This window comes from Alteromonas lipotrueae, from assembly GCF_019249215.1.
Taxonomy (GTDB): domain Bacteria; phylum Pseudomonadota; class Gammaproteobacteria; order Enterobacterales; family Alteromonadaceae; genus Alteromonas; species Alteromonas lipotrueae.
Window position 1 is genome coordinate 215,556 of the sequence record NZ_JAESDI010000003.1, and the last position, 17,133, is coordinate 232,688.

17 protein-coding genes are annotated in these 17,133 nt (G+C 44.8%); 15 read left to right on the forward strand and 2 right to left on the reverse strand.

Annotated features, from left to right (window positions below; genetic code table 11):
• Positions 1-52 precede the first annotated feature (52 nt).
• Positions 53-1,900 carry a protein translocase subunit SecD gene (gene secD / locus JKP82_RS04315; protein WP_013783254.1) on the forward strand — a complete coding sequence of 616 codons (1,848 nt, stop codon included), beginning with the start codon at positions 53-55 and terminating at the stop codon, positions 1,898-1,900.
• Between the two features lie 9 nt (positions 1,901-1,909).
• On the forward strand, positions 1,910-2,851 hold the full coding sequence (gene secF / locus JKP82_RS04320) for a protein translocase subunit SecF (RefSeq protein WP_218395994.1): 942 nt from the start codon (positions 1,910-1,912) through the stop codon (positions 2,849-2,851).
• 69 nt (positions 2,852-2,920) lie between these two features.
• On the opposite strand, the gene JKP82_RS20985 is transcribed toward secF, so the two are convergent.
• Positions 2,921-3,832 (reverse strand): LytR/AlgR family response regulator transcription factor, encoded by a 912-nt coding sequence (locus JKP82_RS20985; protein ID WP_218395996.1) that lies wholly within the window; start codon positions 3,830-3,832, stop codon positions 2,921-2,923.
• Between the two features lie 107 nt (positions 3,833-3,939).
• On the opposite strand from JKP82_RS20985, the gene JKP82_RS04330 reads away from it, so the two are divergent.
• On the forward strand, positions 3,940-5,226 hold the full coding sequence (locus tag JKP82_RS04330; RefSeq protein WP_218395998.1) for an acyltransferase family protein: 1,287 nt from the start codon (positions 3,940-3,942) through the stop codon (positions 5,224-5,226).
• A gap of 90 nt (positions 5,227-5,316) precedes the next feature.
• Here the strand turns inward: JKP82_RS04330 and suhB are convergent, their stop codons facing one another.
• Positions 5,317-6,093 (reverse strand): inositol-1-monophosphatase, encoded by a 777-nt coding sequence (gene suhB / locus JKP82_RS04335; RefSeq protein WP_013783261.1) that lies wholly within the window; start codon positions 6,091-6,093, stop codon positions 5,317-5,319.
• A gap of 275 nt (positions 6,094-6,368) precedes the next feature.
• On the opposite strand from suhB, the gene trmJ reads away from it, so the two are divergent.
• From trmJ to ndk, 12 genes are all read left to right on the forward strand, one after another.
• Positions 6,369-7,130 (forward strand): tRNA (cytosine(32)/uridine(32)-2'-O)-methyltransferase TrmJ, encoded by a 762-nt coding sequence (gene trmJ / locus JKP82_RS04340; RefSeq protein WP_159532205.1) that lies wholly within the window; start codon positions 6,369-6,371, stop codon positions 7,128-7,130.
• Between the two features lie 11 nt (positions 7,131-7,141).
• Positions 7,142-7,966 (forward strand): serine O-acetyltransferase, encoded by an 825-nt coding sequence (gene cysE, locus JKP82_RS04345; RefSeq protein ID WP_218395999.1) that lies wholly within the window; start codon positions 7,142-7,144, stop codon positions 7,964-7,966.
• 197 nt (positions 7,967-8,163) lie between these two features.
• Positions 8,164-8,649: a Fe-S cluster assembly transcriptional regulator IscR gene (iscR, locus tag JKP82_RS04350; RefSeq protein ID WP_057790573.1), complete on the forward strand. Its 486-nt coding sequence runs from the start codon at positions 8,164-8,166 to the stop codon at positions 8,647-8,649.
• A 30-nt stretch (positions 8,650-8,679) separates the two neighbouring features.
• Positions 8,680-9,858: an IscS subfamily cysteine desulfurase gene (locus tag JKP82_RS04355; RefSeq protein ID WP_218396001.1), complete on the forward strand. Its 1,179-nt coding sequence runs from the start codon at positions 8,680-8,682 to the stop codon at positions 9,856-9,858.
• Between the two features lie 263 nt (positions 9,859-10,121).
• Positions 10,122-11,558: a Fe-S cluster assembly protein SufB gene (gene sufB, locus JKP82_RS04360; RefSeq protein WP_129739519.1), complete on the forward strand. Its 1,437-nt coding sequence runs from the start codon at positions 10,122-10,124 to the stop codon at positions 11,556-11,558.
• Positions 11,559-11,561: 3 nt separating this feature from the next.
• Positions 11,562-12,323: a Fe-S cluster assembly ATPase SufC gene (gene sufC / locus JKP82_RS04365; RefSeq protein WP_126873137.1), complete on the forward strand. Its 762-nt coding sequence runs from the start codon at positions 11,562-11,564 to the stop codon at positions 12,321-12,323.
• On the forward strand, positions 12,320-13,576 hold the full coding sequence (gene sufD / locus JKP82_RS04370; protein ID WP_218396002.1) for a Fe-S cluster assembly protein SufD: 1,257 nt from the start codon (positions 12,320-12,322) through the stop codon (positions 13,574-13,576). Before sufC ends, sufD begins: the two co-directional genes overlap by 4 nt.
• Positions 13,573-14,790 carry an aminotransferase class V-fold PLP-dependent enzyme gene (locus JKP82_RS04375; protein WP_218396004.1) on the forward strand — a complete coding sequence of 406 codons (1,218 nt, stop codon included), beginning with the start codon at positions 13,573-13,575 and terminating at the stop codon, positions 14,788-14,790. Before sufD ends, JKP82_RS04375 begins: the two co-directional genes overlap by 4 nt.
• A gap of 9 nt (positions 14,791-14,799) precedes the next feature.
• Entirely contained in the window at positions 14,800-15,156 is a 357-nt protein-coding gene (locus tag JKP82_RS04380; RefSeq protein WP_126873140.1) for a HesB/IscA family protein, read from the forward strand.
• A 23-nt stretch (positions 15,157-15,179) separates the two neighbouring features.
• On the forward strand, positions 15,180-15,713 hold the full coding sequence (gene sufT / locus JKP82_RS04385) for a putative Fe-S cluster assembly protein SufT (protein WP_159532196.1): 534 nt from the start codon (positions 15,180-15,182) through the stop codon (positions 15,711-15,713).
• A gap of 16 nt (positions 15,714-15,729) precedes the next feature.
• On the forward strand, positions 15,730-16,140 hold the full coding sequence (locus JKP82_RS04390) for a SufE family protein (protein WP_126873141.1): 411 nt from the start codon (positions 15,730-15,732) through the stop codon (positions 16,138-16,140).
• Between the two features lie 212 nt (positions 16,141-16,352).
• A complete protein-coding gene (gene ndk, locus JKP82_RS04395; RefSeq protein ID WP_013783282.1) occupies positions 16,353-16,784 on the forward strand; it encodes a nucleoside-diphosphate kinase in 432 nt (143 codons plus the stop codon).
• Positions 16,785-17,133: the final 349 nt, after the last annotated feature.

The following is a 17,133-nucleotide window of genomic DNA, read 5'->3' on the forward strand; positions in this document are numbered from 1 at the left end:
ACAAACGCCGGGGCCGGGACCTTCCCGGTACTGGCACGAAAGGAACTATCCAGTGCTAAATAAAAATTCAATCTGGAAAGTGCTAAGTACGCTTATCGTCATTGGACTATGCGCACTTTATGCACTTCCCAATATCTACGGTGAAGATCACGCAGTGCAGATTTCTGCAGGCCGTGACGCTGTCGTAACCGAGTCAATGATAGGCCAAGTTGAGTCTACGTTGGCGGCAAAAGGTATCACCCCTAAGCGCATCGAATTCGAAGATGAGCAAATTCTCGTTCGCATCTCAGATTCAGATACTCAATTAGTTGCCCGTGAAGCATTAGAAGATGCATTAGGTGACGATTACTTTGTGGCAATGAACCTTGCACCTGATACGCCAGAATGGCTTGAAGGGTTAGGTGGCACGCCAATGAAACTTGGTTTGGACTTACGCGGCGGCGTCCATTTCTTAATGGAAGTGGATATGACCGAAGTCATCACTAAGTCATTAGAAGATGCTGAAAGTGGATTTCGTACCTCTTTGCGTGAAGAAGGCATTCGCTATCGTGGTGTTACACAGAAAGAAGACTACGTAGAAATTACGTTCCGTGATGAAGAAACGCTTGATAAAGCAGAGTTTTTCTTACGTAACCAAAATCGCGACCTTACGCTAAACCAAACTGACGACCTAGTACTTCGAGCGGTTTTCTCTGAAGCTAAACTTCAAGAGATTCGCGAGAACGCGGTTAAGCAAAATATTACCATTATTCGTAACCGTGTTAACCAATTAGGTGTTGCTGAGCCTTTGGTTCAAAAACAAGGTGCTGACCGTATTGTTGTGCAACTTCCTGGTATTCAAGATACGGCCCGTGCTAAAGAAATTCTAAATGCTACCGCAACCTTAGAATTTAGAATGGTTGATCAGAAAAACGACGTGCGTGACGCTATTAGCGGTCGTGTACCAGCGGGTTCTCAAGTTATTGAAGACCAGCAAGGTATTCCTCAGTTGCTTGAAAAACGCATTATGCTTACCGGAAGTCATATCATTGATGCCAATAGTGGTGTAGATGAATACGGTTTGCCTAACGTTAATATTTCTCTTGATTCAGAGGGCGGCAATAAAATGTCTCGCTCGACCCGTGGCAACATTGGCAAACCAATGGCTACGGTATTTATTGAATACAAGTCGAACGGCGAGCGTAATAAAGACGACAAGCTAATCTTCGAAAAGCACGAACAGGTTATTTCCGTAGCCACTATTCGTGCACAGTTAGGCAGTAAGTTTCAAATTACTGGCCTTGATTCTCCAAAAGAAGCCCGTGATTTAGCCTTGTTACTTCGCGCTGGTGCATTGATTGCGCCTATTCAAATTGTTGAAGAGCGCACGGTAGGGCCAAGCTTAGGTAAAGAGAATATCGAGCTTGGAACGCAAGCTATTGTGTACGGTTTATTAGCGGTACTTGTGTTTATGCTCATTTACTACAAAGCCTTTGGTATTGTGGCAAACATTGCACTTATCACCAACTTGGTGATGATTGTGGGTATTATGTCTATGATCCCTGGTGCGACGCTAACCTTACCGGGTATGGCGGGTATTGTTCTTACCGTTGGTATGGCGGTAGATGCTAACGTACTTATATTCGAGCGTATTCGCGAAGAGATACGTGATGGAAGAAGCCCTCAACAGGCCATTCATCATGGCTATGACAGCGCGTTCTCTACCATTTTAGATGCTAACATCACAACGTTCATTGCGGGTCTTATTCTGTTCGCTGTAGGAACCGGTCCAATTAAAGGCTTCTCTATTACGCTAATGATTGGTATTGCTACCTCTATGTTTACTGCCATTTTACTAACACGCGTTATCGTTAACGCTGTGTGGGGCGGTCGACGTAATGTACAGAAATTAGCGATATAGGAGCAGGACATGCAATTATTAAAGTTATCTGAAACCATTAATTTCATGCGTCTGCGTGTGCCAGCGATGGTGCTATCTACCATTCTTATTTTAGGCTCGTTCGTCTCTTTGGGCGTTAACAGTCTTAATTGGGGATTAGATTTCACTGGCGGAACGCTAATTGAAGTGGGTTACGAAGACGCGGCAAACCTAGAATCGATTCGTGCGTTACTTAACAACGCGGAATTCGAAGACGCTATTGTACAAAACTTTGGCAGCAGCCAAGAGGTGCTAATTCGTATTGCCCCTCGTGACGGTGTTAAAGCGGCCACCATTGGTGAGCAAGTATTAGCAGCGTTACGTGCCGACGGCACTACGGTTGATATGCGTCGTATTGAATTCGTAGGGCCAAATGTGGGTGAAGAGCTTACTGAGCAGGGTGGTTTGGCCATGCTAGTGGCGCTCATCTGTATATTGGTTTACGTCGCCATGCGTTTTGAATGGCGTTTCGCGCTAGGTTCGGTATCGGCCCTTGCTCATGATGTTATTCTAACCTTGGGGTTATTTTCGACACTTCAAATTGAATTTGATCTAACGGTACTCGCAGCGGTATTAGCGGTAATTGGTTACTCGCTTAACGATACCATTGTTGTCTCTGATCGTATTCGAGAGAATTTCCGCAAGATTCGTAAGGGCGAGCCCATTGATATTATCAATATTTCGCTTACGCAAACCTTGAATCGTACAATCATTACATCACTCACCACGGTATTAGTGTTGATTGCCTTGTTCTATAAAGGCGGCGCACTCATTCATGGTTTTGCTACTGCATTGTTGTTTGGTGTTGTTGTTGGTACGTATTCTTCCGTTTATATTGCAAGCTCAGTTGCACTAGCACTGGGTATTAGTAAAGAAGATTTGATGCCACCTCAGGTAGAAAAAGAAGGCGCTGATTTAGACCCAATGCCCTAATTTTTGACGCTAGGTTCACAAGATACAAAAAGCTAGTCAGCAATTGACTAGCTTTTTTTTGCTTTCAATTTACGCTGCAGGAGTTAGGCGGGCTTTTAAGGCGTCTTTGTAACGCCTAGAGACGGGAACTTCAGTGCCATTTAACAATGTTAAAGTGCCATCTCCGCTGTCTTCAAATCGTATGTTGTCTATAAGTGTGCTTTGCACCACATAGGAACGATGTACACGAATAAAGCCTTTTTCACTAGCGTGTTCACAGAAATGTTTCATGGTATACCGTAATGGAAAGGTCGACTTCACCGTGTGCAGATTAATATAATTGCCTGACGCTTCTACCCAATAGACGTCACTAAGTTTTACTAAAAATTCTCTGTTTAGCTTCTTTACCAACAAATTGTCAGGCATGCCCGAGGTGGGGGTATCCCCTCTAGCGCCACTCACTTCCCCAGGCGCATCATGCTCCCGAATGACAGAAGCCTCTCCTATAAGCCTTCTATAACTGAACATCATGATGTAATAAAAGGTGATAAGAGTGATATAACCCCATAAATCCTTACGGTATTCATAGAAAAATTCGCTGGCTATAGGCCCGAAATTATATTCTTTGTCCGATAGTAAATAGCACAGCTCTCTAAAGGCCACCATCAAAGTGACATGTGCAATTGAAAAAAGGCTCGCAAACGCAAAATGCCAAAGTAGCCATGTTCTAAACCCAAATGCGTAAGTATCAAGTTTGCGGATGAAATAAATAAGGGGGACGACTAATAATGCAGTGGCTAATGCGCTGCTATATTCCCACAGATAAGGCTCCCACAACGAAGTGCTGTTATTTGAATCTCTCGAGAGCTCTGTCCAATCTGATGCAGCATTAATCGAGTTATTCAAAAATAGATAAATCACCAGCAGTACAAAGGCTGCCCATTTATGATATCGCTCTGTATCGCGAAAAAACTGACTGAGTTTTTCGTCACTGCTACCCACCGCTCACCCCCAATTACTCATTCTCTCGTCACTCTACGCTAGTGTAAGTAAGAAAATCTACGTTATATCAAACCCTATTACTACATTATTGAATAGGACAGACAGTAATGACACAAGCAATAAGTCGCAACGAATCAACCCGGTTTCATGAACTCGATGCACTAAGAGTTATCGCGTTTGGTGTGTTAATTCTCTATCACATTGGAATGTACTACGTTTTGGAATGGGGGTGGCATATCAAAAGTGAACAGCCTCAAGCGTGGCTGCAAGACGTGATGATTTTAACTAATCAGTGGCGAATGTCGCTGTTATTTCTAATTTCTTCGATGGTACTGACGGTATTGTTGACGCGCGTAGAGCCTAAACCGCTTCTATTCCTAAAACGGGCAGGGGAGTTGATAATTCAGCGAACCCAACGTTTAATGATTCCGTTATTATTTGGCATGTTTGTGATAGTTGCCCCACAAGTTTATATTGAATGGACGGTTAATGGGGTGATAGACACCACTTTTACGCAGTTTTATTTAGAATACATTAACCCTAATACACAGTGGCTTGCCGAGCGCCATTCTGACATTGGCTTACTCACGTGGAATCACCTTTGGTTTCTCCCTTACTTGTGGGTGTATTCGTTATTGTTAATTTTGCTGTTTCCGATAATGGCTCAGTTGGCAAAACTCCAGATTGGAATAATAAGCTTTTCTTTTGCATCCTCTACAGCAATGGTCGCAATATGGCTAATGCTGCGAAATGCGTACCCCACTACACACGATTTGCTAAATGACTGGTACAGCCATGCTAAATACTTCCTTGTTATGGTGGTAGGTGCCGTTATCATTTTGCAGCCCAAGCTATGGGAAGCACTAGAGCGTGCTCGTTATGTAAGCGCGGTGGTGGCGTTGTGCATGTATTCACTTATTATCGCAGATAGGCATGACATGTTTGGGCCTGTTGGCGATTGGATGACTGAGTTCTGGTGGTTCAGAGTGATGGTAGGCTACATTGTAGTGCTGAATCATTGGGCTTGGTTGGCGGCAATACTAGGCTTTGGTAAGCGTTACTTAAATAAACCCATGGACTGGGTTAAATACCTTAATAGCGGTGTGCTTCCTTACTACATGATGCACCAAACACTGATTGTGGTGGCCGCGTATAGCCTTCATTCAATAGGCTTTCCAGTAGGCATTCAGTTTGTGCTCATTTTACTCTTTACGTTAGTTGGTTGTGCGCTAACTTATGAACTTGCCAAAAGAAACATGGTTACACGAGTACTATTTGGGTTGAAGGCTAGGTCGCAACGACCTAACCAAGACATTGATACAACCATTACGCTCTCTTCTGCATCGGCTTATTCAAAGACAGGGTCTAAGCCGCCTACAAAAGCCAGCTTATAAACAGGCACAAAAAAAGCGGTGTATGAACACCGCTTTTTTTCATTTTATATAAGACGCTAATTCAATGAGCTGCCTTCTAAAATGCAAAGGCTATTTTAAATGCTTAACTAAGCCTTGAACTACCTTGGCGCTACCAGCAACAATTTCACCGCTATAAAGTGGATCGTTACCGCCTTTAAAGTCGGTGACTAGGCCACCAGCTTCACGAACAATAAGTTCGCCTGCTGCGATATCCCACGTTTTAATACCACGTTCCCAGTAGCCATCATGACGGCCAGCAGCAACGTAGGCTAAATCTAACGCTGCACTACCTGCACGGCGAATGTCGCCACACTCATGGAAAATTTTGTTTAGGCTTAGCGCATACTCGCCAAACTTAGCTTTGTTTTTGAACGGCATGCCAGTAGCGAGAATAGTCTCATTTAAATCACGAGGCTTAGACGCACGAATACGGTAACCATTTAGCTGAGCGCCTTGTCCACGGCTAGCTGTGAATAACTCGCTTCGAATAGGATCGAATACAACAGCTTGGTCTAGACGACCTTTGTGAAGTAATGCAATAGATACGGCAAAATGAGGAATGCCTTTAATGAAATTGGTGGTGCCATCTAATGGGTCAATAATCCACTGAAAATCAGTATCTGCGCCGGCGGTTTCGCCAGACTCTTCGCCCATAAAGCAGTGATTTGGGAATGATTGCTGAATTTTAGCAATAATAGCTTGTTCAGCATCTTTATCGATTTGCGTAACGAAATCGTTAGCGCCTTTTGATTCAGTTGCTACTTCGTTGTGTTTTTCGAAACCACGAACAATAATTGTGCCAGCCGCACGCGCTGCGCGCACCGCAATATTCAGCATAGGATGCATAGATAAACCACCAATTGTAAAAGACCAAAGAACAGACCTTGACCATAGGTTAGCCCAACATGCGTTTTACGCAAGTGACCCACAAGGTAAGGTGTTCAAAACGCGCGCATCTTAACCAGAATGGTCGTGTGATGCAAATGAAATGTGGGTAGGTCGCACAACTACGGATGATGCCGACTGGTTTGAGGCATCAATGTAGGCCTTCAGATAGCCATCTATACCGCCATTGTGCTACTATTCGCTCAATATTGACGAGGCTACAGGTAATAAAAAGCATGCTCGAGAACATCCGTATTATTTTGGTGAGTACATCACACACTGGCAACATTGGCTCTACAGCGAGAGCAATGAAAACCATGGGCTTGAGTAGCCTTTATTTAGTTAATCCTGTTCATGAGCCTGATGGCCAAGCAAGTGCTTTGGCAGCAGGCGCTGGAGACGTCCTCGCCAATGCTAAAATAGTGAGTACATTAGAAGAAGCCGTGTCTGATTGTGGTTTGGTGGTAGGTACCTCGGCCCGTTCTAGAACCCATTCATGGCCTATGCTTGGGCCTCGTGAATGCGGCGAAAAACTAGTACAGGAAGTCAGTAATTTCCCCGTAGCACTGGTATTTGGTCGTGAAAATAGTGGATTAAGCAACGAAGAGTTGCAGCAGTGTCACTTCCATATGTGTATTCCAGCAAATCCTGAATATAGCTCGCTTAACTTAGCCGCCGCGGTACAAACCTTATGTTATGAAATTCGTATGGCCTATCTTAATCGCGAAACTTACCCCAGCGTTGAAGAAGAGTACCCACTAAACGAAGATTTAGAGCGTTTCTATACCCATCTGGAAACGACTTTGGAAAGCACCTCTTTCATTCGTAAAAGCCATCCTGGCGTGGTGATGACTAAACTTCGACGTTTGTTTAATCGCGCTCGTCCTGAGTCTCAAGAACTGAACATACTACGTGGTATATTGGCGTCTATCGATAAATCGGTGAAAGCGCCTGAACCTGAGCCTGAAATTGATAACGATAATGAATCACCTAACTAGACGAGGCACTCGTGTTCTCTAGAATTAAAGATGACATTCAAGGGGTATTTCATCGCGATCCTGCGGCACGAAATACCTTTGAGGTTTTAACCAACTATCCAGGTTTACATGCGGTGTGGCTGCATCGTGTTAGCCACAAATTGTGGAAAGCCAACTGGAAATGGTTGGCACGCAGTCTCTCCACATTCAACCGTTGGCTAACGGGGATTGAAATTCACCCAGGTGCTACGTTAGGTCGCCGAGTATTTATCGACCATGGCATGGGCGTAGTGATTGGTGAAACTGCAGAAGTGGGCGACGATGTTACTTTGTATCACGGGGTAACATTAGGCGGTACAAGTTGGACGCCGGGGAAACGTCACCCTACCTTAGAAAAAGGCGCGGTAGTGGGCGCGGGTGCTAAAGTGCTTGGCCCTATTACCATAGGTGAAAATGCCAAAGTAGGTTCAAACTCTGTGGTGGTGAAAGATATACCTGCGGGGGCTACTGCAGTAGGGATTCCTGGGCGTATAATTATCTCTAAGCAACAAAGTGATGCAGCGCAGGTTAACCCCAACCGCAATAAAATTGCCGAAAAATATGGGTTCGATGCTTATGCAGTTGCGCCTGATAATCCAGATCCTGTCGCTAATGCCATGGGAATTATGCTTGAGCATATGCATCAAATGGATACCAAGGTGGAAGAGATGTGTAAGGTTATTCAATCACTCGGCGGTGACGTGTGTACTGATAACTTGCATAACATATCAGCGCAAGATTTCGCCGATACGGGTATTGAGTTTGCAGATGAGAGTAAAGCTAAAGCTGGCCAAGAGGCGTTCGACCCTGCTATTTAGCCGACGCTTGGGTAGCCGAAATGAAAAAGTAAGCGCGTAACTCACTGGTGTAAGTTACTAATTTTAAAGTTTATTTTTTGCGAAGCTAAAAGCGATTACCTCAATCAATAATACTTGACTAAATTACTAGGTCTTATACTTGACCAATTTAGTCAGGTATGTGAAAATTCCTGCTATATTAATAGCGGGAGGATTCTATGAAATTAACATCTAAAGGGCGCTACGCAGTAACGGCAATGCTTGATGTAGCATTGCATTCGACACGCGGTCCTGTGCCTCTCGCTGATATCTCTGAACGCCAAGCTATTTCGCTATCTTATTTAGAGCAGCTTTTCTCTCGATTACGTAAAGATCAGCTAGTCGATAGTGTTCGCGGGCCAGGTGGTGGCTATTTACTAGGGCGCGATGCTGCCAATATATCAATTGGTGAAGTTATTCGTGCGGTAGATGAATCTGTAGATGCCACCCGTTGCCAAGGTCAAGCGGATTGTCAAAGTGGCGACCGTTGCCTAACTCATAGTTTATGGCAAGACTTGAGCGATCGGATAAGTTCCTTTTTGAACGATATTACCCTTGGCGAATTAATGGCCAAGCGCGACGTTCAAGAAGTGGCTGGGCGCCAAGATAAAAGCGCCTCCCTTCGTAATGTTGCCAACGATATCGAAGTTAGCTTTCAGTTATAACAACAGTTTTAGAGAATGTTTTAGTCGCTTATGTCTCGTTCAACACCTATTTATTTAGATTACGCCGCTACCACGCCTGTCGACCCAAAGGTTGCAGAAAAAATGGTGCAGTGCCTGACTATGGATGGCAATTTTGGCAACCCAGCTTCCCGTTCGTATCGTTTTGGTTGGATGGCGGAAGAAGCGGTAGACGTCGCCCGCAATCAAATAAGTGATGCACTGAACTGCGACCCACGAGAAATTGTATTTACCTCGGGTGCGACAGAATCGAATAATTTAGCTATTAAAGGTGTAGCAGAAGGCTATGCGAATAACGGTAAACATATCATTACCGTTAATACCGAACACAAAGCTGTTTTAGATACGTGTGAATACCTTGAAAAGCAAGGTTTTAAAGTGACTTACCTAGATGTGGATACGTCAGGTCTTGTTTCACTTTCACAGCTTGAAGCAGCAATAACTACCGACACCATTTTAGTGTCAGTAATGCACGTAAATAACGAATTAGGTGTTGTTCAAGATATTAGTGCTATTGGTGAGCTTTGCCGTGCTAAGAACATCCTGTTTCACGTCGATGCGGCGCAGAGCGTAGGTAAGCTTCCTATTGACTTGCAAGCATTGCCAGTCGACCTGTTATCTATTTCAGCGCATAAAATTTATGGTCCGAAAGGGATGGGGGCGTTATACGTTCGCCGTCGACCAAAAATCAACTTAGCGGCACAGATTCACGGTGGCGGTCACGAACGAGGAATGCGTTCAGGCACACTAGCAACCCACCAAATTGTAGGTATGGGGGAAGCGATACACCTTGCCTATCAGCAGTTAGAGAATGATACCGCCCTTATTAGCAAGTTGAAAACTGCGTTGTGGGAAGGGCTAAGCCAGTTAGATGATATTCACCTTAATGGTCATGAAACTCAGCGTATAGCGAACATTTTAAATGTGAGTTTTGGTGGTGTGGATGGGGAAAGTATGATGATGGCGATGAATGATATTGCGGTATCTTCAGGTTCTGCCTGTACATCGGCAAGCTTAGAACCCTCATATGTATTACGCGCCATAGGAAGAAGTAGTGAACTGGCTCACGCTGGAATACGTTTTAGTATAGGTAGGTTCACCACATTAGATGACATTACCTACGTCATCAATAAAGTCATCGATATTGTTACCCGTTTACGTGAGGCGACAGTATTGGCCGCAAGCCGATAGCGTCTTTTGTCGCACGGCATCGCAATTACCGATTGCTACGATATTTAATTTTTATTTAACAGGGCTATTGAATATTTGAGTGAAATACTCAGGTATTATATAATACGGCACCAAAATTTTAGGCTGTCTAGATATTCGATAAGAATATCGCAAATGCGTTTTGGCAAATACGTGAATAGCTAAAACGGCAACGTGACTTACTGGCAAGACCGAGAGGCCAGTAGTGAAGGCAGCAAACGCAGGCAAACAAGTGAGATCCCAACATGAGTGAACAGATCGAACAGGCGTTAGAAAGAAAGTACGATGCTGGATTTTATTCAGAGATCGAATCTGAGACTTTTGAAAGTGGCCTCGACGAGTCAGTAATTCGCCGTATTTCAGCAATGAAAAACGAGCCAGAGTGGATGCTAGAGTGGCGCTTAAAAGCGTATCATTCGTGGCTTGAAATGGAAGAGCCTGATTGGGCCCATGTCGACTACCCTAAAATTGACTATCAAGCCATTTCTTATTACTCGGCACCAAAGAGTATGAAAGATAAGCCTCAGTCACTTGATGAAGTCGATCCGGAACTACTGCGTACCTACGAAAAGCTAGGTATTCCGTTGCATGAACAAGAAATGCTAGCGGGTGTTGCTGTAGATGCGGTATTTGACTCAGTTTCAGTGGTAACAACCTTTCGCAGCAAGTTAGAAGAAGCGGGCGTTATCTTTTGCCCTATCTCTGAAGCGCTGGTGAAATACCCAGATTTAGTGAAAAAGTACATCGGCTCAGTAGTACCGCGCACCGATAACTACTTTGCCGCATTAAACAGTGCCGTATTTACCGATGGATCATTTGTTTATATCCCCAAAGGCACACGCTGTCCTATGGAGCTTTCTACCTATTTCCGTATAAACGAAATGAACACTGGTCAGTTTGAACGTACGTTAATTGTTGCCGAAGAAGGGAGTTACGTAAGCTACCTAGAAGGCTGTACTGCCCCCCAGCGTGACGAGAATCAATTACACGCCGCAGTGGTTGAATTGGTTGCTATGGATGATGCCACTATTAAGTACTCAACAGTACAAAACTGGTACCCAGGTGACGAAAACGGTAAAGGCGGTATTTACAACTTCGTGACCAAGCGTGGTATTTGCCATAAAAACGCAAAAATCTCGTGGACTCAGGTTGAAACCGGTTCAGCGGTGACGTGGAAATACCCAAGCTGTGTGCTGAAAGGCGATAACAGTGTAGGTGAGTTTTATTCAGTGGCGTTAACCCGTGGAAGGCAGCAAGCCGACACCGGTACTAAGATGATTCACCTTGGTAAGAACACGCGCTCTACCATTATCTCTAAAGGTATTTCAGCGGGTAACAGTAACAACGCCTATCGTGGATTAGTGCAGATGGGCCCTCGTGCCGATGGCGCGCGTAACTTCACAGAGTGTGACTCGCTGTTAATCGGCGATAAATGCGGCGCGCATACGTTCCCGTATATCGAAAGTAGAAATCCAAGTGCCATTGTTGAGCACGAAGCAACAACGTCGAAAGTAAGCGACGAGCAGTTGTTCTTGTGCCAGCAACGTGGTTTAGACACAGAAAAATCCGTTTCCATGATTGTTAACGGTTTCTGTAAAGAAGTATTCAAAGAGCTGCCGATGGAATTTGCCGTAGAAGCCGGCAAGCTGCTCGAAATTAGTCTTGAAGGTTCAGTGGGGTAATCAATGCTTAGTATCAAGAATTTACATGCCAGCGTAGAAGAGAAAAACATCATTAAAGGGCTTAACCTAGAAGTTAAGCCAGGTGAAGTACACGCTATCATGGGCCCTAACGGCGCCGGTAAGAGTACCCTTGGTTATGTGCTTTCTGGCCGTGATGGTTATGAAGTTAGCGAAGGTGAAGTGACACTGAACGGTAAAGATTTACTCGATTTAGAAGTGGAAGAACGTGCCCGTGAAGGTTTGTTCTTAGCGTTTCAATATCCAGTAGAAATTCCAGGCGTAAGCAACATGGAATTTATGAAAGAGTCTGTAAACGCCATGCGTGAACAGCGCGGCGAAGACCCGCTTACTGCTGCAGAATTTTTAAAGAAAGCCAAAGATGCGTGTAAGCAAGTGCAATTGCCGCTAGATTTCTTAAAGCGCGGTGTTAATGAAGGCTTCTCTGGTGGTGAGAAAAAACGTAACGAAATCATGCAAATGATTTTGTTAGAGCCAAAGCTTTGTATTCTTGATGAATCTGACTCAGGTCTAGATGTTGATGCACTTCAAGTGGTTGCCGACGGTGTAAACAGCCAGCGTGACGGTGAGCGCAGTTTTATCGTAGTGACTCACTACCAACGTTTGCTTGATTACATCAAACCTGACTTTGTGCACATTCTTGCCGACGGCAAAATTGTGAAAAGTGGTGATGCATCTCTGGCACTAGAAGTAGAGAAAAGTGGTTATGCCTTCTTAGGTAAAGCCTACGAGGAGGCTGAAGCATGAGTCAATGGCTAGAACAGGTCATTGATGGGGCAGCGCTAGATGATTATCTGGCGCCCGTGCGTCAGCAGGCCTTAACACAATTAAAAAACGATGGTTGGCCGAAACGCCGTAACGAAAGCTGGATCAATACGCCACTTACGCCTGTAGAAAAGCGTAACGTTGCAATTGCCACGCAAGCAGACAGCGTACCTGTGCCAAACATCGATAACTTAAACGCGTTAGATATCGTGTTTGTCGATGGTGTGTTAGTTACGCAAATTAACACGCTAGACGTGCCTGAAGGCATGGTGATTAAATCGCTAAACGTTGACGATGCGGCTACACAGCAAGCGATTGCGAGTGTGTTCGGACAAGTGAAGCCAACACGCCATTTATTTGGTCGCGTTAACGATGCACTTTGTCAGCACGGTGTTTTCATTAATGTGGCAGATGGCGCAAAAGTAACTAAGCCTATTCGCATAGTGAATTTAGCGACTAAGAACGTAGATGCCCATACTCGCGTATTGGTTAAGCTAGGTAACGCATCAAGCGCGATTATCATTGAACAAGGTTCAGGTGATACCGATAGCCTTACAACAGCATTCGCAGAATACGATATTGCTGACGATGCGCACTTGGAGCATTACCGCTTTGCTATGTTCACAGGCAGCGCCAAACAACTTGGTGGTAGTCACTTTATGTTGCACGACCGCTCAACCTTAAATAGCACCCTAGTGGGCTATGGCAGTGAGTTGTCTCGCTTAGATGTAGATATGCATCATGCCGGTGAATTTGCTAACGCCAAAATGAACGCGATTTATTTGTTGGCTGAAGGTGAGTTATTCGACTTACATTCAACCATTGAGCACGCCATGCCTAACGGCACCACAGAAGAAAATGCGCGTGGGATTGTGGGTGATAAAGCCCGTGCTGTGTTCAATGGCCGTATTCACATTCACCGTGACGCACAAAAGACCTTGGCAGAGCTTAACAACCGTAACTTATTGTTGTCTCGTCGCGGTGTTATCAACACCAAACCTGAACTTGAAATTTATGCTGACGACGTGCGCTGTGCTCACGGTGCAACGGTGGCAGAAATTGAAGGTGAAGCGCTTTATTACATGCTGACTCGCGGTGTACCGCGCAGTAAAGCCTTGGTGATGTTGAACTTTGGTTTCATACAAGAGCTAATTAACGATATGCCTAATGCGGCTATTCGCGATTGGTTACTTCCTGTGCTAAGCGAGCGCTTTGCACACATGGAGGTTAAATGAGCTTAGACGTTGCTGCGCTTCGCGCCCAGTTTCCAATCCTTGCTAAAACGGTAGACGGTAAGCCACTGGTTTACCTCGACAACGCGGCTACAACACAAAAGCCACAAGTGGTGATTGATGCCATTGTCGATTTCTACACGAACACCAATGCTAACGTGCATCGCGGCGCCCATCATTTATCTGATGAAGCAACCCGACGTTATGAAAATGCGCGCACGAGTGTAGCGGGCTTCATTAACGCCAATGTGCGAGAAGAAGTGATTTGGACCAGCGGTACCACTGAAGCCATTAATATTGTGGCTAACGGGTTGGGGCAGTTGCTTCGCGAAGGCGACCAAGTCATGGTGACAGAGCTAGAGCACCACGCGAACTTGGTTACGTGGCAGCAAGCGTGTCGACGTTCTGGCGCAACATTAAATATTGTGCCGGTGTTCGATAACGGTGAGCTCGATATCCACGCTTTCGATAGACTCTTAACACCTAGCACTAAAATGGTGGCGTTTCCGCATGTATCAAATGCATTAGGTACGGTTAACCCTATTAAACTGCTAACGGAAAAAGCGAAAGCATTAGGTGCATGGGTGTTAGTGGACGGCGCGCAGGGCATTGCTCACGGCGGCGTTGACGTACAAGACATAGGTTGCGATTTTTACGCTTTCTCTGGGCACAAGCTATTCGGACCGACTGGCATTGGCGTTTTATGGGGCCGCAAATCGGTGCTAGAAGACTGGCCAGTATGGCAAACCGGCGGCGAAATGATTAAAGACGTGTCTTATCATGAAGCCACATGGGGCGAGTTACCTAATCGGCTAGAAGCGGGTACACCTAATATTGCAGGTGCTATTGGTTTAGGTGCTGCAGTTGATTGGTTTAAAAATCTTGATATGGCCGCATTACATAACCATGAACAAGCACTATTAAACTACGCCACTGAACAAGCACTTGCCTTTGAAGGTATGCGTTTAATTGGCACAGCGCCTAATAAAGTCGGTGTTTTAAGCTTTTTATTAGACGGTGCGCACCCTGGTGATATTGGATTTATTCTTGATAGGCAAGGCGTAGCAATAAGAACGGGCGATAACTGTGCTCAGCCGCTGATGAAGCGCTTTGGTATTCCAGGCACTGCTCGTGCATCGTTCTCAATTTACAACACGCTTGAAGAAGTGGACAGCTTATTTGCTGCACTTAAGAAAGCGAAAATGATGTTGGCCTAAGGAGGCACTATGAGTGTTGAAACATTTGTTCCTAGCACAAAGCTTATTACCTTGAGCGACAGCGCCATTAAGCATTTTGAAAGCAAGCTTAAAGACAAGCCGGGTCAGTTAATTCGCTTATCTACCCGTGTAAGTGGCTGTACCGGTTATGCATACGAACTTGATTTTGCCGATAGCGCTAAAGACGGCGACGAAATTGTAGAAATTTCACCAACCCTTCGTGTTGCGGTTTCAGAAGATGCAGCAGACCTAGTACGTAGTACGGAAATTGACTATGTAACTGAAGGTGTGAACGGCATTATTAAGTACAACAACCCAAATGTGGTTGATGAGTGTGGTTGTGGCGAAAGCTTCAACGTTGGCTAACTGCAATATTAAGAAGTTATAGCATGAAGCAGAAGATGGTGGTGACAGAACGAGAGTGTAAAGCACGTCTTGTTCCGGCAGGAAACCCTGCAACCATACCAGAGGGTGAGTTTGTTACGATCACGCAAGATTTAGGTGGCAATTACACGGTTACGTGGCGTGGCAATATGTACCGTATTGACGGCACCGATGCCGATGCGATTGGCCGTAAAGCCCAAGTACTTAACTTCGCCGAGCCTGAAGATGGCAAAGTGAGTGAGCAGCAGGTCTGGGATGCGCTTGAAACTATCTTCGACCCTGAAATACCGATTAACTTAGTATCGCTAGGGCTTATCTATAAGGTTAACGTTGATCAAGATAGTGGCGAAGTTGATATTGATATGACGCTAACCGCGCCAGGTTGCGGCATGGGGCCAGTATTGGTAGGCGATGTAGAATATCGTGTAGCACTTGTTCCCTTTGTTACTGCCGTCAACGTTGAGTTGGTATTCGATCCAGCGTGGTCACGAGAAATGATGAGTGAAGAAGCGCAGCTAGAAGCGGGCCTTTTCTTTTAATAACACAGGATTATTCATGGCATTACCCTCTACTGAAGAAATAATTGATGATTTAGCGTTTTTCGATGATTGGGAACAACGCTATCAATATATTATCGATTTAGGTAAATCTGTGCCAGGCTTGCCAGAAGACAAGCGCACGGCAGACAGGCTGGTAAAAGGTTGCCAAAGCAGTGTGTGGCTGGTTGAGTCTTACGACAATAACCAAATTACCTTCGAAGTAGACAGTGACGCAGTGATTGTTCAAGGCTTATTGGCGTTAGTTTTAGCGGCTTATAATAATAAATCGCCGAAAGATATTCTTGAATTTGACATTGATGGCTATTTCGAAGCGCTAGATTTGGAGCGCCATATTACGCCGACTCGGGGAAATGGCCTTCGTGCAATCGTGGCGAAAATTCAACATCTTGCTAAAGAAAACAGTTAGTTATATAAATTTTGGTGCCGGGCGTTAGGTAAAATTAAGTGTAATATGCGTCCAAAGCCGAGTGCGTCATAAACGCTGTCATAATAGTGTCACTTTTATCACGTGTAGTAGAGCGCCATGGGGTGTTGAAATCGCCGCTGGTCAAGCCGTTAATAATTGCCTATAATTCGCGGCCAAAAATTCATAAGACTTAAATTTGTTTGGAGAAAACAATGGCTCTAGAGCGTACTTTTTCGATTATCAAGCCTGATGCGGTAGCTAAAAACGTTATCGGTGCAATTTACAACCGTTTCGAATCTGCTGGTCTTCGCATCGTGGCATCTAAGATGATCCACATGAGCAAAGAACAAGCTGAAGGTTTCTACGCAGAACATAAAGAACGTCCTTTTTTCGGCGCTCTAGTTGATTTCATGACATCTGGCCCAGTAATGGTTCAGGTTCTTGAAGGCGAAAACGCTGTTGTTAAAAACCGTGAAATCATGGGTGCTACTAACCCAGCTGATGCCGCTGCTGGAACACTTCGTTCTGACTACGCTGCTTCAATTGATGAAAACGCATGTCACGGTTCTGATGCACCTGAATCAGCTGCACGTGAAATTGCTTACTTCTTCTCTGAAGAAGAGATTTGTCCTCGTACGCGTTAATCGCAAACGACCGAATCTAAAAAACGAGGCTTCGGCCTCGTTTTTTGTTTCTGCAAGTCTGTTTTTTTAGCTTTATTGTTCAGCTACTGGCTTTGATTTATTCCGTCAAGATGGGGCAACAATATTGCAAGTTACACCCTATATTTAGTCTGTGGGTTACGCTTTTTCTACTTGAACAAGTATGGTAAAATCCGCGCAAATTTTGAACGGCTTTGGTCTATGACTTTTGTCCGTTTTGGGCGTAAGGTTTTTCTTAGCAGCATTTCTTCTGCTTACGTCCTACAAGTGAACGGCTTTTCACTACTTATGCTTTAAGAGTAACTCGTTATTTAGAGGCTTCCGATAGAGG

Excerpts from the sequence above, each read along its gene's own strand:
- secF (WP_218395994.1), top strand. The coding sequence starts at position 1,910 with ATGCAATTATTAAAGTTATCTGAAACCATTAATTTCATGCGTCTGCGT.
- JKP82_RS04330 (WP_218395998.1), top strand. The coding sequence starts at position 3,940 with ATGACACAAGCAATAAGTCGCAACGAATCAACCCGGTTTCATGAACTC.
- suhB (WP_013783261.1), bottom strand. The coding sequence starts at position 6,093 with ATGCATCCTATGCTGAATATTGCGGTGCGCGCAGCGCGTGCGGCTGGC.
- trmJ (WP_159532205.1), top strand. The coding sequence starts at position 6,369 with ATGCTCGAGAACATCCGTATTATTTTGGTGAGTACATCACACACTGGC.
- iscR (WP_057790573.1), top strand. The coding sequence starts at position 8,164 with ATGAAATTAACATCTAAAGGGCGCTACGCAGTAACGGCAATGCTTGAT.
- JKP82_RS04355 (WP_218396001.1), top strand. The coding sequence starts at position 8,680 with ATGTCTCGTTCAACACCTATTTATTTAGATTACGCCGCTACCACGCCT.
- sufB (WP_129739519.1), top strand. The coding sequence starts at position 10,122 with ATGAGTGAACAGATCGAACAGGCGTTAGAAAGAAAGTACGATGCTGGA.
- sufC (WP_126873137.1), top strand. The coding sequence starts at position 11,562 with ATGCTTAGTATCAAGAATTTACATGCCAGCGTAGAAGAGAAAAACATC.
- sufD (WP_218396002.1), top strand. The coding sequence starts at position 12,320 with ATGAGTCAATGGCTAGAACAGGTCATTGATGGGGCAGCGCTAGATGAT.
- JKP82_RS04375 (WP_218396004.1), top strand. The coding sequence starts at position 13,573 with ATGAGCTTAGACGTTGCTGCGCTTCGCGCCCAGTTTCCAATCCTTGCT.
- JKP82_RS04380 (WP_126873140.1), top strand. The coding sequence starts at position 14,800 with ATGAGTGTTGAAACATTTGTTCCTAGCACAAAGCTTATTACCTTGAGC.
- sufT (WP_159532196.1), top strand. The coding sequence starts at position 15,180 with ATGAAGCAGAAGATGGTGGTGACAGAACGAGAGTGTAAAGCACGTCTT.
- JKP82_RS04390 (WP_126873141.1), top strand. The coding sequence starts at position 15,730 with ATGGCATTACCCTCTACTGAAGAAATAATTGATGATTTAGCGTTTTTC.
- ndk (WP_013783282.1), top strand. The coding sequence starts at position 16,353 with ATGGCTCTAGAGCGTACTTTTTCGATTATCAAGCCTGATGCGGTAGCT.